General features: G+C 65.9%; 21 protein-coding genes. 20 read left to right on the forward strand and 1 reads right to left on the reverse strand.

Annotated elements, in window-relative coordinates; all coding sequences use genetic code 11:
• Positions 1–122: 122 nt before the first annotated feature.
• Both DIE21_RS35475 and DIE21_RS35480 read left to right on the forward strand, forming a co-directional pair.
• A complete protein-coding gene (locus DIE21_RS35475) occupies positions 123–2198 on the forward strand; it encodes a molybdopterin-dependent oxidoreductase (protein ID WP_124502007.1) in 2076 nt (691 codons plus the stop codon).
• A 136-nt stretch (positions 2199–2334) separates the two neighbouring features.
• On the forward strand, positions 2335–4008 hold the full coding sequence (locus DIE21_RS35480) for a long-chain fatty acid--CoA ligase (protein WP_124502008.1): 1674 nt from the start codon (positions 2335–2337) through the stop codon (positions 4006–4008).
• Between the two features lie 423 nt (positions 4009–4431).
• Here the strand turns inward: DIE21_RS35480 and DIE21_RS35490 are convergent, their stop codons facing one another.
• Entirely contained in the window at positions 4432–5589 is a 1158-nt protein-coding gene (locus DIE21_RS35490; protein ID WP_124502010.1) for a porin, read from the reverse strand.
• A gap of 277 nt (positions 5590–5866) precedes the next feature.
• On the opposite strand from DIE21_RS35490, the gene coq7 reads away from it, so the two are divergent.
• The 18 genes from coq7 to lpxC all read left to right on the forward strand — a co-directional run bounded on the left by coq7 (position 5867) and on the right by lpxC (position 26163).
• Entirely contained in the window at positions 5867–6493 is a 627-nt protein-coding gene (coq7, locus tag DIE21_RS35495) for a 2-polyprenyl-3-methyl-6-methoxy-1,4-benzoquinone monooxygenase (protein WP_124502011.1), read from the forward strand.
• Positions 6494–6880: 387 nt separating this feature from the next.
• Entirely contained in the window at positions 6881–7309 is a 429-nt protein-coding gene (gene mraZ / locus DIE21_RS35500) for a division/cell wall cluster transcriptional repressor MraZ (protein ID WP_006400450.1), read from the forward strand.
• 23 nt (positions 7310–7332) lie between these two features.
• Positions 7333–8274: a 16S rRNA (cytosine(1402)-N(4))-methyltransferase RsmH gene (gene rsmH, locus DIE21_RS35505; RefSeq protein WP_124502012.1), complete on the forward strand. Its 942-nt coding sequence runs from the start codon at positions 7333–7335 to the stop codon at positions 8272–8274.
• Positions 8271–8612, forward strand: a complete 342-nt coding sequence (ftsL, locus tag DIE21_RS35510; protein ID WP_011655887.1) for a cell division protein FtsL — start codon at positions 8271–8273, stop codon at positions 8610–8612. The genes rsmH and ftsL overlap by 4 nt, the downstream gene beginning before the upstream one ends.
• Complete coding sequence (locus DIE21_RS35515; protein WP_105834670.1) at positions 8609–10456, forward strand: penicillin-binding protein 2; 1848 nt, start codon at positions 8609–8611, stop codon at positions 10454–10456. Before ftsL ends, DIE21_RS35515 begins: the two co-directional genes overlap by 4 nt.
• A complete protein-coding gene (locus tag DIE21_RS35520; RefSeq protein ID WP_124502013.1) occupies positions 10453–11991 on the forward strand; it encodes a UDP-N-acetylmuramoyl-L-alanyl-D-glutamate--2,6-diaminopimelate ligase in 1539 nt (512 codons plus the stop codon). Before DIE21_RS35515 ends, DIE21_RS35520 begins: the two co-directional genes overlap by 4 nt.
• Positions 11988–13394: a UDP-N-acetylmuramoyl-tripeptide--D-alanyl-D-alanine ligase gene (gene murF / locus DIE21_RS35525; RefSeq protein ID WP_124502014.1), complete on the forward strand. Its 1407-nt coding sequence runs from the start codon at positions 11988–11990 to the stop codon at positions 13392–13394. Before DIE21_RS35520 ends, murF begins: the two co-directional genes overlap by 4 nt.
• 16 nt (positions 13395–13410) lie before the next feature.
• A complete protein-coding gene (mraY, locus tag DIE21_RS35530; protein ID WP_006752439.1) occupies positions 13411–14580 on the forward strand; it encodes a phospho-N-acetylmuramoyl-pentapeptide-transferase in 1170 nt (389 codons plus the stop codon).
• A gap of 28 nt (positions 14581–14608) precedes the next feature.
• On the forward strand, positions 14609–16117 hold the full coding sequence (gene murD / locus DIE21_RS35535) for a UDP-N-acetylmuramoyl-L-alanine--D-glutamate ligase (RefSeq protein WP_124502015.1): 1509 nt from the start codon (positions 14609–14611) through the stop codon (positions 16115–16117).
• Positions 16114–17397, forward strand: coding sequence for a putative lipid II flippase FtsW (gene ftsW, locus DIE21_RS35540; RefSeq protein ID WP_124502016.1), 1284 nt, complete (start codon positions 16114–16116; stop codon positions 17395–17397). The genes murD and ftsW overlap by 4 nt, the downstream gene beginning before the upstream one ends.
• Before the next feature lie 121 nt (positions 17398–17518).
• Complete coding sequence (murG, locus tag DIE21_RS35545) at positions 17519–18622, forward strand: undecaprenyldiphospho-muramoylpentapeptide beta-N-acetylglucosaminyltransferase (protein WP_124502017.1); 1104 nt, start codon at positions 17519–17521, stop codon at positions 18620–18622.
• On the forward strand, positions 18619–20016 hold the full coding sequence (gene murC / locus DIE21_RS35550) for a UDP-N-acetylmuramate--L-alanine ligase (RefSeq protein WP_124502018.1): 1398 nt from the start codon (positions 18619–18621) through the stop codon (positions 20014–20016). The genes murG and murC overlap by 4 nt, the downstream gene beginning before the upstream one ends.
• A 1-nt stretch (position 20017) precedes the next feature.
• Positions 20018–20959, forward strand: coding sequence for a D-alanine--D-alanine ligase (locus DIE21_RS35555; RefSeq protein WP_124502019.1), 942 nt, complete (start codon positions 20018–20020; stop codon positions 20957–20959).
• A 19-nt stretch (positions 20960–20978) separates the two neighbouring features.
• Complete coding sequence (locus tag DIE21_RS35560; protein ID WP_124502020.1) at positions 20979–21731, forward strand: cell division protein FtsQ/DivIB; 753 nt, start codon at positions 20979–20981, stop codon at positions 21729–21731.
• Between the two features lie 26 nt (positions 21732–21757).
• Entirely contained in the window at positions 21758–22990 is a 1233-nt protein-coding gene (gene ftsA, locus DIE21_RS35565) for a cell division protein FtsA (RefSeq protein WP_044844232.1), read from the forward strand.
• Positions 22991–23101: 111 nt separating this feature from the next.
• Positions 23102–24298 carry a cell division protein FtsZ gene (gene ftsZ, locus DIE21_RS35575; protein WP_057926854.1) on the forward strand — a complete coding sequence of 399 codons (1197 nt, stop codon included), beginning with the start codon at positions 23102–23104 and terminating at the stop codon, positions 24296–24298.
• Positions 24299–24498: 200 nt separating this feature from the next.
• Positions 24499–25005 (forward strand): peroxiredoxin, encoded by a 507-nt coding sequence (locus tag DIE21_RS35580; protein ID WP_059535173.1) that lies wholly within the window; start codon positions 24499–24501, stop codon positions 25003–25005.
• A gap of 240 nt (positions 25006–25245) precedes the next feature.
• Positions 25246–26163 carry a UDP-3-O-acyl-N-acetylglucosamine deacetylase gene (lpxC, locus tag DIE21_RS35585; RefSeq protein ID WP_124502021.1) on the forward strand — a complete coding sequence of 306 codons (918 nt, stop codon included), beginning with the start codon at positions 25246–25248 and terminating at the stop codon, positions 26161–26163.
• The last annotated feature ends 134 nt before the right edge of the window (positions 26164–26297 follow it).

Here is a 26297-nt window from a genome sequence, read left to right on the forward strand (position 1 = left end):
TAGGCTTAAACATAGGCGGAAGACTACCTCAAAGTTTAAGCGTTACCTCGTGTCCGGTTTTCGCCGGGGCCGGCCCATCCACGTAAAATTTGCGAATCTCCATCCCTGCTGCATCCAGAACGATGAGCGCCGCCACTCAGATAGCTCGGGCCGTCTGCCCGCACGATTGTCCGGACACGTGCGCAATGCGCGTGACCGTCGAAAACGGTCGGGCGATCAAGGTGGCGGGCGATCCCGACCATCCGCCCACGCAAGGCGTATTGTGTACGAAAGTCAGCCGATATGCCGACCGCGTTCATCATCCCGACCGTCTTACCGTTCCGCTCAAGCGCGTCGGCGCGAAGGGGGAAGGGCATTTTGTGCCGATCAGCTGGAGCGAAGCGTTCGACGAGATCGGTGGTCGCCTCGGTGAAATCGCCGCACGCGCGCCGGAGGCGATCGTGCCATACAGCTATGCGGGAACGATGGGGCTCGTGCAGGGCGAAGGCATTGCGCAGCGGTTCTTCCACAAACTCGGCGCGTCACGACTCGAGCGCGCAATTTGCGCCGCGGCCGGTGCGGCAGGGCTGCGCTATACATACGGCGGAAACGTCGGCATGCATCTCGAGCATTTCGAGGAAAGCGAGCTGATCCTGATCTGGGGCGCCAATCCGATCGCATCGAGCCTGCATTTCTGGACCCGCGCGCAGGAAGCCAAGCGTCGCGGTGCCCGCCTGGTCGCAATCGATCCCTACCGTTCACTGACGGCGGAGAAATGCCATCAGCACATCGCATTGAAACCGGGCACTGATGGTGCGTTCGCACTCGGGATGATGCATGTGCTGATGACCGAAGATCTGCTCGATCACGACTACATCGCGACTCATACGCTCGGCTTCGATGCACTCAAGACGCGAGCCCTGTCCTATCCGCCGGAGCGTGTCGCACAGATCTGCGGCATCGACGCGTCGGAACTGATCGAACTCGCACGTCGTTACGGCGCGACCCGCAAGGCATCGATCCGCCTCAATTACGGTATGCAGCGCGTGCGCGGCGGCGGCAATGCCGTGCGTGCGATTGCGAGCCTGCCTGCGCTGACGGGCGCGTGGCGCGATCGGGCCGGCGGGCTGCTGCTGTCGTCGTCGGAATCCGCACCGGTCAATCAGGCGGCGCTGCTGCGGCCCGATCTGATGCCCGGCTGGCCGCACAAGCTGCCGCGCATCATCAATATGAACGCAATCGGCGATGCGTTGCTGCATCCCGGCGACGCGACCTTCGGGCCGAAAGTCGAAGCGGTGATCGTCTACAACTCGAATCCGGTCGCGGTCGCCCCCGATTCGTCGAAAGTAGCCGCGGGGTTCGCACGCGAAGACCTGTTCACGGTCGTTCTCGAGCACTTCAAGACGGATACCGTCGATTTCGCCGACATCGTGTTGCCGGCCACGACCCAGCTCGAGCATCTCGACGTCCACAAGTCGTACGGCCATACCTACGTGATGGCGAATCTGCCGGCGATTCCGCCGGTCGGCGATGCGAGGCCGAACACCGAAATCTTTCGTGGCATCGCGCGCAGCATGGGGCTCGACGAGCCCGCGCTTTATCACAGCGACGAAGAGGTCGCGCAGGCCGCGCTCCGTTGGGACGACCCCGCGCTCGACAGCGACTGGGATACGCTGAAGCGTGCCGGCTGGCTGAAGCTCAAGGTGGCGGACGCGCCTTTCGCAAATGGCGGCTTCCGAACGCCATCCGGCAAATGCGAGTTCTACAGCGCGCGACTCGAGCAGATGGGCATGGACCCGGTGCCCGATTACCTGCCGCCGTTCGAATCGGCGGAGGCTGCGCCCGAGCTCGCCGCCCGCTATCCACTCGCGATGATTTCGCCGCCCGCCCGGCACTTCCTGAACAGCACGTTCGTCAACGTGGACAGCCTGCGCAGCACGGAAGGCCAGCCGCACCTCGACATGCACCCGGCCGACGCCGATGCGCGCGGCATCGGGGAGGGCGACGTCGTCCGCATCTTCAACGACCGCGGATCGATGCAGGCGGTCGCGAGAGTGACTGATCGCGCGCGGGCGGGCCTCGTCGTCGGGCTGTCGATCTGGTGGAAGAAACTGTCGGCGGACGGACGGAACGCGAACGAAGTGACGAGCCAGGCGCTGACCGATCTCGGCAACTCGGCGACGTTTTACGATTGTCTCGTGGAAGTTGAACGGATTTGACCGAACTTCGAGATATGATCGGACGAATTCATTCGAAAGTTCGAAGTGGGCATCTAACCCTGTTGTCTCGGGGCGGGCGAGCCGCTACGATGCGTTTTAGCACGACCATTCGAAAATATGTGAGGAGACGCGCAGTATGGACAAAATTTGGCTGAAATCGTACCCACCCGGCGTTCCAGCCGAAATTGACGCGTCCCCGTATCCTTCCGTCCCGGATCTACTCGACGAAAGCTTCAAGCAGTATCGCGACCGCAAGGCGTTCGTCTGCATGGGCAAGAGCATCACGTATGGCGAGCTCGATGCGCTGTCGCGCCAGTTCGGCGCGTGGCTGCAGTCACGCGGTCTGAAACGCGGCGCGCGCGTCGCACTCATGATGCCGAACGTGCTGCAGTACCCGGTGGCGATCGTCGCGGTGCTCCGCGCGGGCTACACCGTCGTCAACGTCAACCCGCTGTATACGCCGCGCGAACTCGAGCATCAGCTGAAGGACAGCGGGGCGGAAGCGATCGTCATCCTCGAGAACTTCGCGTCGACGCTGCAGGCCGTCATCGCCAATACCGTGGTCAAGCATGTCGTGGTCGCGTCGATGGGTGACCTGCTGGGCATCAAGGGCTGGCTCGTCAATTACGTCGTGCGCAACGTGAAGAAGATGGTGCCGGCCTGGCAGCTTCCGTCGTTCACGCGCTTCAAGGCCGCGCTGTCGGACGGCGCGCGGCAGACCTTCAAGCCGCAGAAGCTCGGCCCCGACGACGTCGCGTTCCTCCAGTACACGGGCGGTACGACGGGTGTTGCGAAGGGCGCGACGCTGCTGCACCGGAACATCGTGTCGAACGTGCTGCAAGCCGGCGCGTGGCACCATCCCGCACACGAAAAATACCCCGAGGTGAAGCAGTTCGTGACGGTTGTCGCGCTGCCGCTCTATCACGTGTTCGCGCTGACGGTCTGCGGTTTCCTGACGATGCGCACGGGCGGCATGGGCGTTCTGATCCCGAATCCGCGCGACATCGGCGGGATGATCAAGGAACTGAAGGGTTACCAGATCTCGACGATCCCGGCCGTCAACACGCTGTACAACGCGCTGCTGAACCATCCCGAATTCAACCAGCTGGATCTTTCGAAGCTCGCGATCGCCAACGGCGGCGGCATGGCGATCCAGGAAGGCGTCGCGAAGCGCTGGTATGAGAAGACCCACACGGCGATCGTCGAGGGGTATGGCTTGTCCGAAACGTCGCCGGTTGCCACCTGCAATCCTGTGACGGCGACCGAATACAGCGGGACGATCGGCGTGCCGCTGCCGTCGACCGAGGTTGCCATCCGCGACGACGCCGGCAACGACGTCGCGCTCGGCGAGCCGGGCGAGATCTGCATCCGCGGGCCGCAGGTCATGGCCGGCTACTGGAACCGTCCGGACGAAACCGCGAAGGTCATGTGCCCGGACGGTTTCTTCAAGACCGGCGACGTCGGCGTGATGGACGCGCGCGGTTATGTGAAGATCGTCGACCGGAAGAAGGACATGATCCTGGTGTCCGGCTTCAACGTGTATCCGAACGAGGTCGAGGACGTGGTGGCGTCACACCCGGGCGTGTTCGAGGTGGCGGCCGTCGGCGTGCCGGACGAGCACTCGGGCGAAGCCGTGAAGCTGTTCGTCGTGAAGAAGGATCCGGCGCTCACCGACAAGGATATCCTCGCGTACTGCAAGGAGCGGCTCACCGGCTACAAGCGGCCGAAACTCGTCGAGTTCCGCACGGAACTGCCGAAGACGAACGTCGGCAAGATCCTGCGGCGCGAATTGCGCGACGGACGCGCGTAACACCAAAGTCGAACGAACGAGCCCGGCCGGTGCCGGGCTTTTGGGTTTGTGGTGCCGGCATCGGGGCTGAGGCGCACCATTCGGCTATCGTCGGAATGATGCGCGTTCGACCGGGCGCGTAGTGGCTGGCGGAACGACTCGCCCGGGCCGTTCGCGGCCGCGTCGATTCGAATGGCGCGTCACCTCGATACATGCCGCGGGCGGCAGGCGGCGTGCGCGTCGATGGAGCACCCGAACGGTTCGTTGCAGTGAACGGGACGCGCGGCGATCGTCCTGCTCACCGCTCACCGCTCACCGCTCACCGCTCACCGCTCACCGCTCACCGCTCACCGCTCACCGCTCACCGCTCACCGCATCGCAGCCGCACAAGAAAAAGGCGCCCGAGGGCGCCTTCAATATGCTGCGGCTTGTCAGACAAGCTGATTAGAACTTGTGACGGATGCCGACGCGCGCCGCAACCTGGTTGCTGGTGGTCGACGGGTCGAGACCGTTGATCGAAGCATGTGCCTGAACGACGTTGCCAGCCGAGTCGAGCGCGTTGCCCGATGCATGCTGATACACGCCGATCACGTAGACGTCCGTGCGCTTCGACAGGAAGTAATCGACGCCCAGCGAGCCCTGGTGGTACTTGGCTGCCGAGTTGCCGTCGATCTTGCTGCCTTGCGTGTAGTCGTACGCGGCGCCGACGATCAGCGCCGGGGTCAGCTGATACTTGAAGTTGATTTCGCCGTTGTTGAACGTCGCGGTCTGGTTCACGAACGGACCAACCGAGAAGCCCTTGAACTTCGTGTTCGAGTACGTCGCCCCGATCGTTGCCGCGCCGAACGTGTACGCACCGCCCGCGCCGATGACCTGGTACGTGTTCGCGCTGTTCGCATACGCGCCGTAGACCGGCGACGACACGGCCGTCGCGGCAGCCGACGCGCCGGTGTTGAACATGCCGCCGAAGTTCGCCGGCGTGCGTGCGTTCAAGTAGCCGACACCCAATACCAGCGGGCCGTTGTTGTAACCGGCGCCGAGCGACCAGACCTGGTTCTTCGAGAACTGGCCGGCCTGGCCGCCGAAGCTGTACATGCCGCCGAACGAGAAGCCGCCGTAGGTCGGGCTCGTATACTTGACCGCATTGTTCACACGGTACGCGTTGTTGAAGTTGTCGAGGTCACCCGGGTGAGCGGCAATGTAGCCGCCCCACTGGTCGCCTGCCTCGAGCGGGCCGACGAAGTCGACGACGGAGTCGTACTGACGGCCCAGCGTGACCGTACCGTACTGGCTCGACAGGCCGACGTAAGCCTGGCGGCCGAACATCAGGCCGCCCTGGCCGAGCTTGCCGGAGTTGACGTCAAAACCGTTCTCGAGCACGAAGATCGCCTTCAGGCCGCCGCCCAGGTCTTCGGTGCCGCGCAGACCGAAGCGGCTGCCTTGCATCACGCCGCTTGCCAGACCGTACAGATGGCCGCCCTTGGCGTTGTTGTTGAAGATGAAGCCTTCGTCGATGATGCCGTAAAGCGTCACGCTGCTTTGCGCATGGGCTGCGCCAGCAAACGCGCCCAGCGCGACGAGCGCGAGAAGCGACTTTTTCATTAACGGATCTCCAAGAATCACTGAATTTTTTTGGCGGGGCGGATAGTTATGGTGTGTTGACGGGCCCCATCAACTTCGCAAGAAGTCGGACGTAATGTAGCAAAGCCGTTTTTTCCGACAAAGCGAAATGCCGTGGCTCAAGGTCGCCATGTTTCCTTTATGCAACAATGGTTAAAATCACGGGTTAACCGCAATTTCCGCTGAATAATCAAGTCGGTTACGCAGCGGAACTCGTGCCTTTGCCGCTCGCGGCGGCACACGCAGCCAGGAGAACAGGATGGTGTTGGATGAACTGATCAGCGAATTCGATCGCGGCTTGCGATCGCTGACCGGCATTAGCCGGATGAGCCGCCCGGTGCCCGTGCCGGCGGAGCCGCCAACCGGCGAACTGACGCCCGCGGAGCGCACGCACGCCGCGGGACTGATGCGCGTGAACCACGTCGGCGAGGTCTGCGCGCAGGCGCTTTATCAGGCGCAGAAGCTGACCGCTCGCTCGTCGTCGTCGAAGGCGATGTTCGAGGAAGCGGCGCGCGAGGAGGAGGATCATCTCGCGTGGACCGCGCATCGGCTGAAGGAACTCGATTCGCGCCCGAGCCTGCTCAACCCGCTGTGGTACGCTGGCGCGCTCGCGATCGGCGTCGCGGCCGGTACGCTGGGCGACAAGGTCAGCCTCGGCTTCATGGCGGAGACGGAGCGTCAGGTCGAGAGCCACCTCGACGGGCATCTGTCCGAACTGCCGGCGACCGACACGGCGTCGCGCGCGATCGTCGAGCAGATGCGGCTCGACGAGGTGAAGCACGGCAAGGCCGCGACCGACGCCGGCGGGATCGAACTGCCGCTGCCGGTGCGAATGCTGATGCGCGCCGCGTCGAAAGTCATGACGAGCACTGCATACTATCTCTGACATTCGGACCGGGGCGCCGCACGACGCCGCCCCGGTTCGCCGTGCCCGATACCGCCCGTTTTTTCCGCGTTTTCCCGCCCCCGAAAGCCCCGTCCGCACGCCAGTCTGGCCCGCCTTTCTCATGTATCACCTTCACAAGTTGCACTAGCTCATTCATTTATAACGATTTTTGGAATGAGGGGGCGCATGAGCATGTGCGCGTAAGTCCTTGTTCTAACTAACAAAATTCGTCAAAAAACCGGGCCGCTCCCTTGACCGTGCCAAACCCTTCCTCTAAAGTGGGAGACAGTGTGAGAAAGTGTATTTTTGTGTGATTTAGCGGGCTATTCCGGCTAAATTCTTGAGCATTGAGCGGGTGCTTCGGTGCCCTGAACGGGAGAGCGGAAAGTGTTCCAAGGGGCGTCGGCGCTGACGCTCGATGCGAAAGGGCGGATGTCGGTGCCGGCTCGCTATCGCGAAGCGCTGCAAGGACAGGCAGAAGGACGGGTGACTGTGACCAAGCACCCGGACGGCTGCCTGTTGCTGTTTCCGCGCCCCGAATGGGAAGTATTTCGCGCCAAGATTGCCGCGCTGCCGATGGACGCCCATTGGTGGCGGCGGATTTTTCTCGGCAATGCGATGGATGTCGATCTCGACAGCGCGGGCCGGATTCTCGTATCGCCCGAGCTGCGGATGGCGGCAGGACTGGAAAAGGAAGTCATGTTGTTGGGAATGGGTAGTCACTTCGAGCTGTGGGATTCGCAGACCTACATCGCGAAGGAGCAGGCAGCGATGGCGCAGGGCATGCCCGACGCGCTGAAGAACTTTACGTTCTGATTGCGGTGACGGAGACGCCCGCGATGGGAAACGAATTGCAGCATCGGACCGTGTTGTTGGACGAAGCCGTCGAGTCGCTCGTGACGCGGCCGGACGGCATTTATGTCGACGGCACGTTCGGTCGGGGCGGGCATAGCCGCGCGGTACTCGCGCGGCTGGCGCCGGCAGGCCGGCTGATTGCGTTCGACAAGGATCCGAGGGCGATCGAGACGGCGCAGCGCATCGAGGATGCGCGCTTCTCGATCGTGCATGACAGCTTTGCATCGATGCGCGACGCGCTTGCGGCGCGCGGCGTCGAGAAGGTGTCGGGTGTGTTGCTGGACCTGGGCGTGTCCTCGCCGCAGGTGGACGATCCGGCGCGCGGCTTCAGCTTTCGCGCGGATGGCCCGCTGGACATGCGAATGGATCCGACGCGCGGCGAGTCGGCGGCCGAGTGGCTCGCGCGGGCTTCGGTGCAGGAATTGACGGAGGTGATACGGGATTATGGGGAAGAACGGTTTGCTTTTCAGATTGCAAAGGCGCTTGTTGCTCGCCGGGCAGAGTCCGACCGTCTTGGGCCTCTCGACACCACGGGCGAGCTTGCCCAAATCGTGGGTCACGTCGTCAAAACCCGTGAGAAGGGCAAGGATCCGGCAACCCGCACCTTTCAGGCTATACGGATTCACGTCAATCAAGAGCTTGCGGACCTGCAAGTCGTACTAGACGCGGCATTGTCGTTGCTGGAGCAAGGGGGGCGGCTGGTGGTCATCAGCTTTCATTCACTCGAGGACCGGATCGTCAAGCGATTCATGCAGGCGCACGCCAGTGCGCCTGCGGTCGATCGTCGCCTGCCGATCCGTGCCGTCGACCTCCCGAGCCCGCCGCTCAAGATAATCCGCCGTCAGTTCCCGAGCGAAGCGGAAGTCGTCGCGAATCCGCGCGCCCGGTCGGCCGTGATGCGCATCGCGGAGCGCGTCACGCCATGAGCCGCTTCAATATCTTCCTGCTGATCATCGTGATGGGCTGCGCGCTGTCGGTCGTCAACTCGACGAACCAGCAGCGCCAGATCTTCATTCAGCTGCAGCGCGCGCAGTCGCAGGAGCGTCAGCTCCAGCAGGACTATGCGCAGCTTCAGTATCAGCAGAGCGCGCTGTCGAAAACGTCGCGTATCGAGCAGCTCGCGAACGACTCGCTGAAGATGCAGCCGATCACGACGGGCCGCACCCAATACCTGACGCTGCCTCCAGGCGCCGTGAAGGCGATCGACGCGCCCATTCCCGCTTCGGCCGACGCGGCCGCCAAGGGCCACGGAGGCGCGCGATGAAGCCGTCGCAAAAGCGCCAGGACGTGAAATTCTCGTCGAGCCCGGTGCTCGGCGTGCACCTGCCGATGTGGCGCTCGAAACTCGTCGTGTTCATGCTGTTCATGGCGTTCGTCGCGCTCGCCGCGCGGGCGTTCTGGATCCAGGGGCCGGGCAACGCGTTCTATCAGAAGCAGGGCGAAAGCCGCTATCAGCGCACGCTCGAGCTGCCCGCCACGCGCGGCAAGATCCTCGACCGTAACGGGCTCGTGCTCGCGACGAGTCTGCCCGTGCGCGCGATCTGGGCGATTCCGGACGCCGTGCCGGACGATCTCGGCGCGGACAAGATCAACCAGCTCGGCAAGCTCCTCGGCATGACGCCGAAGGAACTGCGCGTGAAGCTGTCGGAAGACAAGGGTTTCGTCTACGTGAAGCGCCAGGTGCCGATCGACGTCGCGGACAAGGTCGCCGCGCTCGATATCCCCGGTATCTATCAGCGCAATGAGTACAAGCGCTTTTATCCGGAAGGCGAGATCACCGCGCACCTTATCGGCTTCACGAACGTCGAGGACGAAGGTCAGGAAGGCGTCGAGCTCGGCGACCAGAAGCTGCTGTCCGGCACGTCCGGCGTGCGCCGCGTGATCAAGGACCGGCTGGGGCACATCGTCGAGGACGTCGCCGAACAGGTTCCCCCGCACAACGGGACGGACGTCGGCCTGTCGATCGACAGCAAGATCCAGTACATCGCCTATGCGAACCTGAAGGCCGCCGTCGAGAAGTTCAAGGCGAAGGCTGGCGCGGCGATGGTCGTCGACGTGCGTACCGGCGAAGTGCTCGCGCTCGTCAACTACCCGACGTACAACCCGAACGACCGCTCGCGGATGACGGGCGAGCAGTTGCGCAACCGGATCATGACCGACGTGTTCGAGCCGGGCTCGATCATGAAGCCGTTCACGGTATCGCTCGCGCTCGACCTGCACCGCGTGACGCCGAACACGCTCGTCGAGACGGGCAACGGGCATTTCGTGCTCGACGGCGCGCCGATCACCGACGACGCGGGCTTCGGCACGCTGACGGTCGGCGGCGTGATCCAGAAGTCGAGCAACATCGGCGCGACGAAGATCGCGATGACGATGCGGCCCGAGGAAATGTGGAATATGTATACGAGCATCGGCCTCGGCCAGGCGCCGAAGGTCGGGTTCCCGGGCGCGGTAGCCGGCCGCCTGCGTCCGTGGAAGAGCTGGCGCCGCATCGAGCAGGCCACGATGTCGTACGGCTATGGCCTGTCGGTGTCGCTGTTCCAGCTCGCACGCGCGTACACGGCGATCGCGCACGACGGCGAGCTGATGCCCGTGACCATTTTCAAGACCGACCCCAATCAGCCGATCGCCGGCACGCAGGTGTTCAACCCGACCACCGCCCGCGAAGTACGCGCGATGCTCGAGACGGTCGTCGCGCCGGGCGGCACGTCGCCGGACGCCGCCGTGCCGGGCTATCGCGTCGGCGGCAAGAGCGGTACCGCGTACAAGCATGAAGGCCACGGCTACACGCGCAAGTACCGCGCGTCGTTCGTCGGGATGGCGCCGATGCCGAATCCGCGCATCGTCGTTGCAGTGTCGGTCGACGAACCGACCGCCGGCAGCCACTTCGGCGGCCAGGTGTCCGGCCCCGTATTCTCGGCGATCGCCGGCGATACGATGCGCGCGCTGAACGTGCCGCCGAACATGCCGATCAAGCAGCTGGTCGTGTCCGACGACGCGCCGGGCGCGCCCGCCAAGCCGGGTCCGCAAAAGCTCGCCGCGGGCAGCGGGGCGAAGCATATGATCGTATCCAGCACGACACGTAATTCACCAGGAGTTGTTCGATGAGCGCCGCTCGCAGTTCCCATCCGGCGCATCAGCAGATCGCAGCCGCGCTTGCGTGGCTGCGCCAGCATGTGGCCCCCGCGGCGCAACTGCATGCCGACACGCGCAGCCTGCGGGCCGGCGACGTGTTCCTCGGCTATGCGGTCGACGGGGCAGACAATCGCACCTTCATTTCCGATGCCGTCGCCCGCGGCGCGGCCGCCGTGCTGTATCAGCCGGACGGCCTCGCGGCCGCGCCGGCCGTGCCCGTCGCACTCGCGGTGCCGGCGCTCGACCAGTTGGCCGGCGAGATCGCGAGCGGCTGGTACGGCGACCCGAGCGACAGCCTGCTCGCAATCGGCGTGACCGGCACGAACGGCAAGACGTCGTGCACGCAATGGATCGCCGCCGCGCTGACGGCACTGCATCAGCCGTGCGCACTGATCGGCACGCTCGGCAGCGGCATGCCCGGGCAGCTGGTGCCGACCGGCTTCACGACGCCGGACGCACCGCAGCTGCAGCGCAGCCTCGCGCAGCTGCGCGATGCGGGCGCGAAGGCCGTCGCGATGGAAGTGTCGTCGCACGCGCTGCATCAGGGCCGCGTGAACGGCACGGCATTCGACATCGCCGTGTTCACGAACCTCACGCAGGATCACCTCGACTATCACGGCACGTTCGACGCGTACGAAGCCGCGAAGACGAAGCTGTTCGCATGGCGCGGCCTGCGCGCGGCAGTCGTCAATCGCGACGACGCGACCGGCCGCCGCCTGCTCGAGAAGCTGGCAGGCCGCGTGCGTACGATCGCATACGGAATCGGCGATGCGCAGTCGCCCGACGCCGATCGCGAGCTGGTCGCGCTCGACGTGCGCGCCACCGCTGCGGGCACGGCATTCCGCCTGCGCTCGTCGTGGGGCGACGCGGACGTCGAGGTCGGCACGCTCGGCGCATTCAACGTCAGCAACCTGCTCGCGGTGCTCGGCTCGCTGCTCGCGGCCGACGTGCCGTTCGACGCGGCGGTCGCGGAGATCGCGCGGCTCGAGTCCGTCAACGGCCGCATGCAGCGCCTTGGCGGCCGGCTGCAAAACGACGAACCGCTGGTCGTGATCGACTACGCGCACACGCCCGATGCGCTCGAAAAGACGCTCGACGCGCTGCGGCCGATCGCGGCGCAGCGCGGCGGCCGGCTCGTCTGCATGTTCGGTTGCGGCGGCGATCGCGATGCGACGAAGCGCCCGCTGATGGGTGCGATCGCCGAGCGGCTTGCCGACGAAGTCGTCGTCACGAGCGACAACCCGCGCAGTGAAGATCCGCAGCGCATCATCGATCAAGTCATCGCGGGCATGACCGCGCCCGATCGCGCACGCCGCATCGAGGATCGCGCAAGCGCGATCCTGCAGGCCGTGCGCGGCGCCGCCCGCGAGGATGTCGTCGTGCTGGCCGGCAAGGGGCACGAGGCAACGCAGGAAATCATGGGCAAGAAGCGCACGTTCTCCGATCAGGATCACGCACGGCTCGCGCTCGCGGCACGCGCGACGCACGGCAAGGGAGGCGGCGAATGACGATGCTCAGTCTCGGCGAAGCCGCCCGCCTGATTCCCGGCGCCACTGTCCACGGCGATCCGGGCACGACGTTCGAGCGCGTGTCGACGGACAGCCGCACGGTCGGCCCGGGCGACCTGTTCGTCGCGCTGAAGGGCGACCGCTTCGACGCACACGACTTCCTCGGCGACGTGGCCGCGCGCGGCGCAGCCGCGGCGCTTGTCGCGCACGTGCCGGCGGGCCTCGCGATGCCGGTTGTCGAGGGCGGCGAAACGCGTGCCGCGCTCGGCGCGCTCGCGCACGGCTGGCGCAAGCGCTTCGCGGTGCCGCTCGTCGCGGTGACGGGCAGCAACGGCAAGACGACCGTCAAGGAAATGATCGCGTCGATCCTTGCCGCGGCAGTCGGCGCCGACGCGCGGCTGGCGACGGCCGGCAACCTGAACAACGACATCGGCGTGCCGCTGACGCTGCTGCGCCTGTCAGGGGCGCATCGCGTCGCGGTGATCGAGCTCGGAATGAATCACCCGGGCGAGACCGAAATCCTCGCGCGTCTCGCGGCGCCGACCGTCGCGCTGGTCAACAACGCGCAGCGCGAGCACCAGGAGTTCATGGCGACGGTGGAAGCCGTTGCGCTCGAACACGCGGCCGTGATCCACGCGCTGACGCCTGACGGCGTCGCGGTGTTTCCGGCCGACGATGCGTACGCCGGCATCTGGCGCGTCGCGGCGACCGGCAACCGGATTCTCGATTTCGCGCTGCACGACGCCGAACGGCAGATCGAAGCGCAGGTCACGGGCCGCCTGCTCGGCGGCGAGCTCGCGATCGACACGCCGTCCGGCGCGGTGACGGTGCGGCTGCGCGCGCTCGGCGAACACAACGCACGCAACGCATTGGCGGCAACGGCGGCGGCGCTCGCGGCCGGCATCGAGCTGGCCGCGATCAAGCGGGGCCTCGAGTCGTTCGAGCCGGTCAAGGGGCGTCTGCAGGTCCGGCAGGCGGACGTCGGCAGCCTCGCGGGCGCGACGGTCGTCGACGACACCTACAACGCGAACCCCGACTCGATGCGCGCGGCGATCGACGTGCTGGCCGCGCAACCGGCACCGCGCGTGCTGGTGATCGGCGACATGGGCGAGGTCGGCGACGAAGGCCCGGCATTCCACCGCGAGATCGGCGCGTATGCGCGCGAGCGCGGCATCGATGCGCTGTTCGCGCTCGGCGATGCGTCGCGTGATGCGTGCACGGCGTACGGCGACACGGCCCGCCATTTCGGCGACGTCGGCGCGCTGGTGGCTGCGCTGCTCGCGGCAGGCTACGGCGCGCAGGCGACGGTGCTCGTGAAGGGCTCGCGGTACATGAAGATGGAGCGCGTGGTCGACGCGCTGACGAACCAATCCGCGGCGGGCACGGTGCCCGCTGCCCACTGAGTAGAAGGAAGGAAGCATGCTGCTGGCGCTGGCGCAATGGCTGCAAGGAGACGCAAGCTTTTTGCGCTTGTTCACGTACCTCACGTTCCGTGCGGTGATGGCCACCATCACCGCGCTCGGGATCGGGCTCGTGTGCGGACCGTGGGTGATCCGCAAGCTGACGCAAATGAAGGTCGGGCAGGCCGTGCGCAAGGACGGTCCGCAGAGCCACCTCGTCAAATCCGGCACGCCGACGATGGGCGGCGTGCTGATTCTGATCGGCATCGCGGTCGCGACGCTGCTGTGGGGCGACCTGACGAACCGTTTCATCTGGATCGTGATGCTCGTCACGTTCGGCTTCGGCGTGATCGGCTGGGTCGATGACTACCGCAAGGTCGTCTACAAGGACCCGCGCGGGATGTCGTCGCGCGAAAAGTATTTCTGGCAGTCGGTGATCGGCCTGTTCGCCGCCGTCTATCTCGCGTTCAGCGTGTCCGAGGCGAACAACGTGCGCGTGTTCGACCTGTTCATGGCGTGGGTGCGCAGCGGCCTGTCGATGGGGCTGCCCGCGCGTGCCGACCTCATGCTGCCGTTCCTCAAGTCGATCAGCTATCCGCTGGGCGTGTGGGGCTTCATCGTGCTGACCTACTTCGTGATCGTCGGCGCGAGCAACGCGGTCAACCTGACCGACGGCCTCGACGGCCTCGTGATCATGCCGGTCGTGCTGGTCGGCGGCTCGCTCGGCGTGTTCGCGTACGTGATGGGCAGTTCGGTCTATTCGAAATACCTGCTGTTCCCGCACATCCCGGGTGCCGGTGAACTGCTGATCTTCTGTTCCGCGATGGGCGGGGCAGGGCTGGCGTTCCTCTGGTACAACACGCACCCCGCCCAGGTGTTCATGGGCGACGTCGGCGCGCTGGCGCTCGGCGGCGCGCTCGGCACGGTCGCGGTGATCGTGCGCCAGGAGATCGTGCTGTTCATCATGGGCGGCATCTTCGTCGCGGAAACGCTGTCGGTGATGCTGCAGGTGTCGTGGTTCAAGTACACGAAGAAGCGTTACGGCGAAGGGCGGCGCCTGCTGAAGATGGCGCCGCTGCATCACCATTTCGAATTGTCCGGCTGGAAGGAAACGCAGGTGGTGGTGCGTTTCTGGATCATCACGCTGATGCTGTGCCTGTTCGGTCTGTCCACCCTCAAGTTGCGGTAAAGGAAAGGTAACAAGGATGTCTGGCGAGATGTTTGGAGATCGGCAGCGGCCGATGGTGCTCGTACTGGGGCTCGGGGAATCGGGCCTCGCGATCGCGCGGTGGTGCGCGAGGCACGGGTGCCGGCTGCGTATTGCCGATACCCGCGAGGCGCCGCCGAACCTTGCCGCGCTGCAGGCCGAAGGCATCGACGCGGAGTTCGTCGGCGGGCCGTTCACGCCCGCGCTGCTTGACGGCGGCGTCGAGATCGTCGGGCTGAGCCCCGGCCTGTCGCCGCTCGAACCGGCACTCGCGGCACTGATCGCGGCCGCGAACGAGCGCGCGATCGCGGTGTGGGGCGAACTGGAATTCTTCGCGCAGGCGCTGCGCGCGCTCGGCGCGAGCGGCTACCAGCCGAAGGTGCTCGCGATCACCGGCACCAACGGCAAGACCACGACGACGAGCCTCACGGGCCTGCTGTGCCAGCGTTCGGGCAAGAAGGTCGCCGTTGCCGGCAACATCAGCCCGGCAATGCTCGACCGGCTCGCGGGCGCGATCGACGATACGGCGCTGCCCGACGTCTGGGTGCTCGAACTGTCGAGCTTCCAGCTCGAGACGGCGCGCACGTTCGCGCCCGATGCGGCGGCGATTCTCAACATCACGCAGGATCACCTCGACTGGCACGGCAGCTTCGACGCGTATGCGGCGGCGAAGGGCCGGATCTTCGGCGCGACGACGACACGCGTGCTCAACCGGGACGATGCGGCCGTCATGAAGTTCGCGCCGGCGGCAGGCGCCGCGGATGCGGCGCGCACGATCACGTTCGGCCTGAACGAGCCGACGCAGGACGGTGACTACGGCCTGTCGCGCGACAACGGCATCGCCTGGCTGGTCGAGGCGGTCGACCGCGACGCGCCGGACGAGACGACGAGCCGCCGGCGCAAGCGCGACGGTGCGCATACGCCCGACATCGCGCAGAAGCGCCTGATGCCGGCCGACGCGCTGCGTATCCGCGGGCTGCACAACGCGGCGAACGCGCTGGCCGCGTTCGCGCTCGCGCGTGCGATCGACCTGCCGGCCGCGCCGCTGCTGCACGCGCTGCGCGAATACCGCGGTGAAGCGCATCGTGTCGAAGTGATCGCGACGATCGACGACGTGGACTACGTCGACGACAGCAAGGGAACGAACGTCGGCGCGACGGTTGCCGCGCTCGACGGGCTCGCGCAGAAGATCGTGCTGATCGCCGGCGGCGACGGCAAGGGTCAGGATTTCGCGCCGCTCGTCGCGCCGGTCGCCCGCTGGTGCCGCGCGGTGATGCTGATCGGCCGCGACGCGCCGGCGATTCGCGACACGCTCGCCGAAACCGGCGTGCCGCTCGCCGGTCACGCGACGCTCGAAGATGCGGTGCATGCGGCCGCCGATCTCGCCGAGCCGGGCGATGCGGTGCTGCTGTCGCCTGCCTGCGCGAGCCTCGACATGTTCCGGAACTACGCCCATCGCGCGGATGTGTTCCGCGCGGCGGTGGATGAAATCGCCATCGGCAAAGGAGCGACGCCATGAGCTGGTCCGATCGCCTCGTCTCCCGTTTCAACGACCGGCGCGACACCGGCGGCAATGCCGCGGGCGGCCGTGTCGCGTCGGCCACGCGCGCCGCGACCGGCGGCCTGGCGAGCGTCGTCAACGGCGTGCGGCCGAGCCGCTCGCGAATGCTCGACTTCGACTACTCGCTGCTGTGGGTCGCGATCGCGCTGCTCGGGCTCGGTGTCGTGATGGTGTATTCGGCGTCGATCGCGATGCCTGATTCGCCGAAATACGCGTCGTATCACGATTACGCGTTCCTGATGCGTCACTGCGTGTCGCTCTTCGTCGCGTTCGTCGCGGCCGTGATCGCGTTCCGCGTGCCCGTGTCGACCTGGGACAAATACGCGCCGCATCTCTTCCTGATCGCGCTGGTCGGTCTCGTGATCGTGCTGATCCCGCACGTCGGCAAGGGCGTGAACGGCGCGCGCCGCTGGATTCCGCTCGGCATCACGAACATGCAGCCGTCGGAAATCATGAAGCTCGCGGTGACGATCTACGCGGCGAACTACACGGTGCGCAAGCAGGAGTACATGCAGAGCTTCGCAAAAGGCTTCCTGCCGATGGCGTTCGCGGTCGGTCTCGTCGGTGCGCTGCTGCTGCTCGAGCCGGACATGGGCGCGTTCATGGTGGTCGCCGCGATCGCGATGGGCGTGCTGTTCCTCGGCGGCGTGAACGGCAAGCTGTTCGGCGGCCTGGTCGCGACGGCGGTCGGCACCTTCACGATGCTCGTGTGGCTGTCGCCGTGGCGTCGCGAGCGGATCTTCGCGTATCTCGATCCGTGGGACGAACGCTACGCGCAGGGCAAGGCGTACCAGCTCACGCACTCGCTGATCGCGTTCGGCCGCGGCGAGTGGTTCGGCGTCGGCCTCGGCGGCAGTGTCGAGAAGCTGAACTACCTGCCCGAAGCGCATACCGACTTCATCCTCGCGGTGATCGGCGAGGAACTCGGCTTCGTCGGCGTGCTGGTCGTGATCCTGCTGTTCTACTGGATCGTTCGCCGCGCGTTCGAGATCGGCCGTCAGGCACTCGCGCTCGACCGCACGTTCGCGGGCCTGATGGCGAAGGGCATCGGCATCTGGTTCGGCGCGCAGACGTTCATCAACATGGGCGTGAACCTCGGCCTGCTGCCGACCAAGGGCCTGACGCTGCCGCTCGTGAGCTACGGCGGTTCGGGCATTCTGCTGAATTGCGTCGCGCTCGCGGTGCTGCTGCGGGTCGACTATGAAAATCGCGTACTGATGCGGGGAGGGAAGGTATGACCTCCCCGCGTCAGTACGCGATTTCGGCGAAGGCTAACTTCGTGCGCGAAGCGTGCGAAGTTAAGCGTAGCGGCCGTAGCCAAAACGTTCGTTCATTCTTGTCGATGCGGGGAGGGAAGGTATGACCGCGTCGCGACGCACGCTGATGGTGATGGCAGGCGGCACCGGGGGCCACGTGTTCCCGGGGCTCGCGGTCGCGCACCGGATGGAAGCGGCGGGCTGGCGCGTCGTATGGCTCGGCAATCCGGCCGGGATGGAAGCGACGCTCGTGCCGAAGCATGGCATTCCGATGGAATACGTGCGCTTCGGCGGACTGCGCGGCAAGGGCCTGAAGGCCAAGCTGACGCTGCCGTTCAACCTGCTGCGCGCGTGCTGGCAGAGCCTCGGCGCGCTGCGCCGCGTGCGGCCGGACGTCGTGCTCGGGATGGGCGGCTACATCACGTTCCCGGCGGGCGTGATGACCGCGCTGTCGGGCCGTCCGCTCGTGCTGCACGAACAGAATTCGATCGCCGGTCTCGCGAACAAGGTGCTCGCGAAATTCGCGAAGCGCGTGCTCGTCGCGTTCCCCGGCGCATTGCCGCACGCGGAATGGACCGGCAACCCGATTCGCGCGGAACTTGCGCGCACGGAAACGCCCAAAGCACGCTATGCGTCGCGCAGCGGTCCGCTGAACGTACTGGTGGTCGGCGGCAGCCTGGGCGCCGCCGCCCTGAACGAAGTCGTGCCGCGCGCGCTGGCGCTGCTGGCGCCGGGCGAGCGCCCGCGCGTCGTGCACCAGGCCGGCGCGAAGCACATCGAGGCGCTGAAGGCGAACTACGAAGCGGCCGGTTTCGCCGGCGGCGGCGACGTACGGCTCATGCCGTTCATCGACGACATGGCGAGCGCATACGCGGCGGCGGATCTCGTGATCTGCCGCTCCGGCGCGATGACGGTGTCGGAGATCGCGGCGGTGGGCGTGGCGGCGCTGTTCGTGCCGTTCCCGTACGCGGTCGACGATCACCAGACGACCAACGCCGCGTTCCTTGCCGATGCGGGCGCGGCGGTGCTGGTGCAACAACGCGACCTGTCGGCGGAACTGCTCGCCGACTGGCTGCGCGGCCAGTCGCGGGCCTCGCTCGCGGACATGGCGGAACGTTCGCGCTCGCTGGCAAAGCCCGAGGCCACCGACGAAGTCGCGCGCGTCTGCGCGAAGGTGGCCGGCGCGAACCTGGAACAACTGCAATGAAACATATCGTCAAACACATTCATTTCGTCGGGATCGGCGGCGCGGGCATGAGCGGCATCGCCGAAGTGCTCGTCAACCTCGGATACGAGGTCAGTGGCTCGGACCTGTCGCGCAACGCGGTGACCGATCGTCTGGAGGCGCTCGGCGCGCGGATCGCGATCGGCCATGACGCGGCGAACATCGAGGGCGCGAACGCGGTCGTCGTGTCGACGGCCGTGCGCTCGGACAACCCCGAAGTGCTGGCCGCGCGTCACCAGGGCGTGCCGATCGTGCAGCGCGCGGTGATGCTCGCGGAGCTGATGCGCCTGAAGCAGGGGATCGCGATTGCCGGCACGCACGGCAAGACCACGACGACGAGCCTCGTCGCGAGCGTGCTCGCGGCGGGCGGTCTCGATCCGACCTTCGTGATCGGCGGCCGGCTGATCAGCGCCGGCGCGAACGCGCGGCTCGGCACGGGCGACTTCATCGTCGCCGAGGCCGACGAGTCGGACGCGTCGTTCCTGAATCTGTATCCGGTGATCGAAGTCATCACGAACATCGACGCCGACCACATGGACACCTACGGCCACGATTTCGCGCGGCTCAAGCAGGCGTTCATCGAATTCACGCAGCGCCTGCCGTTCTACGGCAGCGCGGTCGTGTGCGTCGACGATCCGAACGTGCGGCAGATCATCCCGTTCATCTCGAAGCCGGTCGTGCGCTACGGGCTGTCGCCGGACGCGCAGGTGCGCGCGGAGGACATCGACGCGCGCGACGGGCGCATGCACTTCACCGTGATCCGGGAAGGCCGTGCGCCGCTCGCGGTGGTGCTGAACCTGCCGGGCCTGCACAACGTGCAAAACGCGCTCGCGGCGATCGCGATCGCGACCGATCTCGGCGTGACGGACGACGCGATCCAGCTGGCGCTGGCGGAATTCAACGGCGTCGGCCGGCGCTTCCAGCGCTACGGCGAGGTGCCGAGCGCGGACGGCGGCCAGTACACGCTGATCGACGACTACGGCCACCACCCGGTCGAGATGGCCGCGACGATCGCGGCCGCGCGCGGCGCGTTCCCGGGCCGCCGCCTCGTGCTGGCTTTCCAGCCGCACCGCTACACGCGCACGCGCGACTGCTTCGACGACTTCGTCAACGTGCTGTCGACCGTCGACGCGCTGGTGCTGACGGAAGTCTATGCCGCCGGCGAAGCGGCGATCGCGACGGCCAACGGCGACGCGCTGTCGCGTGCGCTGCGCGCGGTGGGGAAGGTTGACCCGGTATTCGTCGCGGCGGTCGACGACGTGCCGGATGCACTGGCGAAGGTCGCGCGGAACGGCGACGTAGTGATCACGATGGGCGCGGGTTCGATCGGCGGCGTGCCGGCGAAGGTCGTGCAGAACACGCAACAGAAGGGATGACATGAGCGGGATCGATCCGAAACGTTTCGGCAAGGTGGCGGTGTTGTTCGGCGGCGAATCCGCCGAGCGCGAGGTGTCGCTCACCTCGGGCCGCCTCGTGCTGCAGGGCCTGCGCGACGCGGGTATCGACGCGCATCCGTTCGACCCGGCCGAGCGGCCGCTGTCGGCGCTGAAGGATGAAGGCTTCGTGCGCGCGTTCAACGCGCTGCACGGCGGCTATGGCGAGAACGGCCAGATCCAGGGCGCGCTCGATTTCTACGGGATTCGCTATACGGGCAGCGGCGTGCTCGGCTCGGCGCTCGGCCTCGACAAGTTCCGCACGAAGCTCGTGTGGCAGCAGACGGGCGTGCCGACGCCGCCGTTCGAGACGGTGATGCGCGGTGACGACTACGCGGCGCGCGCGGCGGACATCGTCGCGAAGCTCGGCCTGCCGCTGTTCGTGAAGCCGGCGAGCGAAGGCTCGAGCGTCGCGGTGCTGAAGGTGAAGACGGCCGACGCGTTGCCCGCCGCACTGTCGGAAGCCGCCACGCACGACAAGATCGTGATCGTCGAGAAGAGCATCGAAGGCGGCGGCGAATACACCGCGTGCATCGCCGGCGATCTCGACCTGCCGCTGATCAAGATCGTGCCGGCGGGCGAGTTCTACGACTACCACGCGAAGTACGTCGCCGACGACACGCAGTACCTGATTCCGTGCGGCCTGCCCGCCGAGCAGGAAGCGGAACTGAAGCGCATCGCGCGCCGCGCGTTCGACGTGCTCGGCTGCACCGACTGGGGCCGGGCCGACTTCATGCTCGACGCCGCCGGCAACGCGTATTTCCTGGAAGTGAACACGGCCCCCGGGATGACCGACCACTCGCTGCCGCCGAAGGCCGCGCGCTCGATCGGCATCGGCTATTCGGAGCTGGTCGTGAAGGTGCTGTCGCTTACGCTCAACGACTGACGCAGGAACGGAACGACGTATGTGGAACAACGTTCGCCAACTCAACCTTGCCGCCAGCGCGCTGTACGCGCTGTTGCTGCTCGTGTTGGCGGCGGCCGGCTGCTACTGGCTGATCCAGCGTCCGACGTTCGCGCTGCGCGAGATCCGGATCGACGGCGACACCGAGCACATCAACACGCCGACGGTGCGTGCGGGCGTGGTCGGCCGGCTGAAGGGCAATTTCTTCACGGTCGATCTCGACACGGCGCGTGCCGCGTTCGAGCAGATGCCGTGGGTGCGTCACGCGAGCGTGCGCCGGGTATGGCCGAATGCGCTGGCTGTCACGCTCGAGGAGTACAAACCGCTCGGGACCTGGGGCAGCGCGCAGCTCGTGAGCGTCGATGGCGAGCTGTTCACCGCGAACCAGGGCGAACTCGATCAGGAACTGCCGGCGTTCGACGGCCCGGAGGGCAGTGCGAAGGACGTCGTCACGCGATATCGCGACTTCACGAACTGGTTTGCGCCGCTGAAGGCGGCGCCGGAAGAAGTGACGCTGTCGGCGCGCTACGCGTGGACGGTGAAGCTGTCGAACGGCATGCAGGTCGAACTGGGCAAGGAGCGCACCAGCGAGACCCTGCATGACCGGAGCCAGCGCCTCGTCGCCGCGTGGCCGGCCGTCACGGAGCGTTGGGGCAACGACATCGAGTACGCGGACCTGCGTTATCCGAACGGATTCGCGATTCGTGCGGCAGGCATGCGGTTCCTGACCGATACCGACAAGCGCAAGAAGTAACGAGAGATCACACGCAAGAGCACTTTATGAGCAAAGACTACAAGGATCTGCTGGTTTCCCTCGACATCGGCACGTCGAAGGTGGTGGCCATCGTCGCCGAGCTGAAGGGCGAAGGCCATTACGAGGTGATCGGCCTCGGCCAGAGCGAATCGAAGGGTCTGAAGAAGGGCGTGGTGGTCAATATCGAGGCCACCGTGCAGTCGATCCAGCGCGCGCTCGAGGAAGCCGAGCTGATGGCCGACTGCAAGATCACCAACGTGTTCACGGGGATTGCCGGCAGCCACATCCGCAGCTTCAACTCGAGCGGGATGGTCGCGATCAAGGACAAGGAAGTCACGCAGACCGACGTCGCGCGCGTGATCGAGACCGCGAAGGCGATCAACATCCCGACCGACCAGCAGGTGCTGCACATCCTCACGCAGGAATTCATCATCGACGGCCAGGAAGACGTGCGCGAGCCGATCGGGATGAGCGGCATCCGCCTCGAGGTGAAGGTGCACATCGTGACGGGTGCGGTCAGTGCCGCGCAGAACATCGTCAAGTGCGTGCGCCGCTGCGGGCTGGAAGTGAACGACCTGATCCTGCAGCCGCTCGCGTCGTCGCTGGCCGTGCTGACCGAAGACGAGAAGGATCTCGGCGTGGTACTGGTCGACGTCGGCGGCGGCACGACCGACATCGCGATCTTCGCCGAAGGCGCGATCCGCCATACCGCGGTGATTCCGATCGCCGGCGACCAGATCACGAGCGACATCGCGATGGCGCTGCGCACGCCGACCCCGGACGCGGAAGACATCAAGGTCGGCTACGGGATCGCGAAGCAGGCGCTCGCCGATCCGGACGAGATGGTCGAAGTGCCGGGCCTCGGCGAACGCGGTCCGCGCACGCTGTCGCGCCAGGCGCTCGCGGCGGTGATCGAGCCGCGCGTCGAGGAACTGTTCTCGCTCGTGCAGCAGGTCGTGCGCGAGTCGGGTTACGAAGAACTGCTGAGCTCCGGCGTGGTCATTACCGGCGGCGCTTCGATGATGCCGGGCATGGTCGAGCTCGGCGAAGACATTTTCCTGAAACCGGTGCGCATCGGCGCGCCGGAATACGCAGGCGGCCTTGCCGACGTGGTGCGCAATCCGCGCTACTCGACGGCGATGGGCCTGCTCGTCGAAGGCAGTGCCCAGCGCATGCGCGGCCGCAAGGTCGCCGTGCAGTCCGGCAACGCGGGGCAGATCTTCTCGCGGATGAAGGAATGGTTCCTGAGCAACTTCTGACACACCGAATCAAAATTCGCGCTGGTGCCGGCGGCTGGCGCGCGACAGGGGGTTGCCCGATCTCCTGCCGAATAACGGCCGAGTAGGTTTATTTTCTTGACGGAGGCAACAATGGAATTCGAAATGCTGGAAACCGAAACCAACGGCACCATCATCAAGGTGGTCGGCGTTGGCGGCGCTGGCGGCAATGCCGTCCAGCACATGATCAACCGCGGCGTGCAGGGCGTCGACTTCATCGTGATGAACACGGATGCACAGGCGCTGTCGCGTTCGCGCGCATCGTCGGTGATCCAGTTGGGCAACACGGGGCTGGGCGCCGGTGCGAAGCCGGAAATGGGCAAGGCGGCGGCGGAAGAGGCGCGCGAGCGCATCGCCGATGCACTGCGCGGCGCGCACATGGTGTTCATCACGGCCGGCATGGGCGGCGGCACGGGCACGGGCGCAGCGCCGGTGGTCGCGCAGATCGCGAAGGAGATGGGCATCCTGACGGTTGGCGTCGTCAGCAAGCCGTTCGAGTTCGAAGGCGGCAAGCGCATGCGCGTCGCGGAAGCAGGCTCGCAGCAACTGGAGGATCACGTCGACTCGCTGATCGTCGTCCTGAACGACAAGCTGTTCGACGTGATGGGCGATGACGCCGAGATGGACAAGTGCTTCCAGTGCGCGGACGACGTGTTGAACAACGCGGTCGCGGGCATCGCCGAAATCATCAATGTCGATGGCCTCGTGAACGTCGACTTCGAAGACGTGAAGACGGTGATGGGCGAGCAGGGCAAGGCGATGATGGGCACGGCGACGGTCGCCGGCGTCGATCGCGCACGCCTCGCGGCGGAACAGGCCGTGGCGAGCCCGCTGCTCGAAGGCGTCGATCTGTCGGGCGCGCGCGGCGTGCTGGTCAACATCACGTCGAGTCGTTCGCTGCGCCTGTCGGAAACGCGCGAAGTGATGAACACGATCAAGAGCTACGCGGCGGAAGATGCGACGGTGATCTTCGGTGCGGTGTACGACGACGCGATGGGCGATGCACTGCGCGTGACGGTCGTGGCGACGGGTCTGGGCCGTGCGGCGAAGAAGCAGCAATCGGCGCCGATGACGCTGCTGCGCACGGGTACCGACAACCAGCCGGTCAGCGCGGTCTCGCACGGCTATGCGCAGCCGCAACACGTCAGCACGGCGGACTACGGCGCGCTCGATACGCCGGCGGTGTGGCGCAACTCGCGCGAAACCGCGGCATCGCACGTGCAGGCGCTGCAGGAGAAGGGTGTCGACACGTACGACATCCCGGCTTTCCTGCGCAAGCAGGCTGACTGACGACGCACACACAGGCGAAGCCGCGGCGCAATCGTTGAGATTGCCGCGGTAACGCCGGCGTGACGGATGCCACGGACCACGACAGGCCGCGTCGAATGCGACGCCGGGCCGGGAAACGTGCCCTCTTCGCATGAGCGGAGCGGGATGGGACGTGCTGTCCGCAACACGCTGAAAAACCGTATCGCTATGAGGGACCAGCCATGATTCAAGTGGGCGACGCGCTGCCCGACGCGCAACTGTTCGAGTTCATCGACGACGCGCGCGAAGGCTGCACGCTGGGGCCGAATGCCTGCAGCGTGCGCGACCAGGTTGCGGGAAAGCGGGTGGTGATCTTCGGATTGCCGGGTGCTTTCACGCCGACCTGCTCGGCGCAGCATGTGCCGGGCTATGTCGAGCACGCCGAGCAACTGCGCTCGGCGGGCATCGACGAGCTCTGGTGCGTGTCCGTCAACGACGCATTCGTGATGGGCGCATGGGGACGTGATCTGCACACCGCGGGCAAGGTGCGCATGATGGCGGACGGCAGCGCTGCTTTCACTCATGCGCTGGGGCTGACGCAGGATTTGTCCGCGCGTGGCATGGGAATCCGTTCCCTGCGCTACGCGATGGTGGTCGACGACGGTGTGGTCAAGACGCTGGCCGTCGAAGCGCCGGGCAAGTTCGAAGTGAGTGATGCGGCGAGTGTGCTCGCGACGTTGACGTCCTGATCGTGCGGTGCACCGTTGCCTGCCGGCAACGCTGCGCACCGGCCTCAGGGCAGTTGTAACACGGGCCGATGACCGGAAACGCCTCCGTTCCGGGCATCGGCCCGTCCCGTATCGACGCGGGTAAACAGTCGAAACAGATTGATACGCAGTTTCAAACAGCGTTGAATAGGGAATTACGCTATACTCCCATCTATCGAATATAACTCCTGATTGATATTCTCAATCAAGATGAAGAACACCATGCTGAAGCAGCGCACCATCAAATCGATCGTGAAGACCGTGGGCATCGGTCTCCACTCGGGCCGCAAGGTCGAACTGACGCTCCGCCCGGCCGCGCCGGGCACGGGGATCGTTTTCTCGCGCGTCGACCTGCCCACGCCCGTCGACATTCCGGCATCCGCGATGTCGATCGGCGACACGCGGCTCGCGTCGGTGCTGCAAAAGGATGGCGCGCGCGTGTCGACCGTCGAGCACCTGATGTCGGCGTGCGCCGGCCTCGGCATCGACAACCTCTATGTCGACGTGACGGCCGAGGAAATCCCGATCATGGACGGCAGCGCCGCGTCCTTCGTGTTCCTGATCCAGTCCGCGGGCATCGAGGAGCAGAACGCGCCGAAGCGCTTCATCAAGGTGAAGAAGCCGGTCGAAATCCGCGAGGGCGACAAGTTCGCGCGTCTCGACCCGTATTTCGGCTTCAAGCTGAAGTTCACGATCGACTTCCGTCATCCAGCGGTCGACAAGACCGGCCAGGAGCTCGAGGTCGACTTCGCGAACACGTCGTACGTGCGCGAGATCGCGCGTGCGCGCACGTTCGGTTTTGCCCATGAAGTCGAAATGATGCGCGAGCTGGGCCTTGCACGCGGCGGCAGCATGGACAACGCGATCGTGCTCGACGAGTACCGGATCCTGAACAACGACGGGCTGCGCTACGACGACGAGTTCGTGAAGCACAAGATGCTCGACGCGATCGGCGACCTGTACGTGGTCGGCCATCCGCTGCTCGCGTCGTACACGGCGTACAAGTCGGGTCACGGGCTGAACAACGCGCTGCTGCGCGAACTGCTTGCGCATGAAGACGCGTACGAGATCGTCACGTTCGATGATCCGCAAGCGGCGCCGAGCGGCTTCGCGTTCGACACGCAGACGGCCTTCGCCTGATCGGCGTCCGGCACGAGCGATAAAAAAGCGACCTTCGGGTCGCTTTTTTGTTGGCGGTGACCCGTCCTGAAATAGGTTGACACTTTTTCGACGAATCGAAGAGGTGCCAAGTGGAGCAAGGGATCAAGCGGACG

Origin of the sequence: Burkholderia sp. Bp9140, assembly GCF_003853425.1 — a bacterium.
GTDB lineage: Bacteria > Pseudomonadota > Gammaproteobacteria > Burkholderiales > Burkholderiaceae > Burkholderia.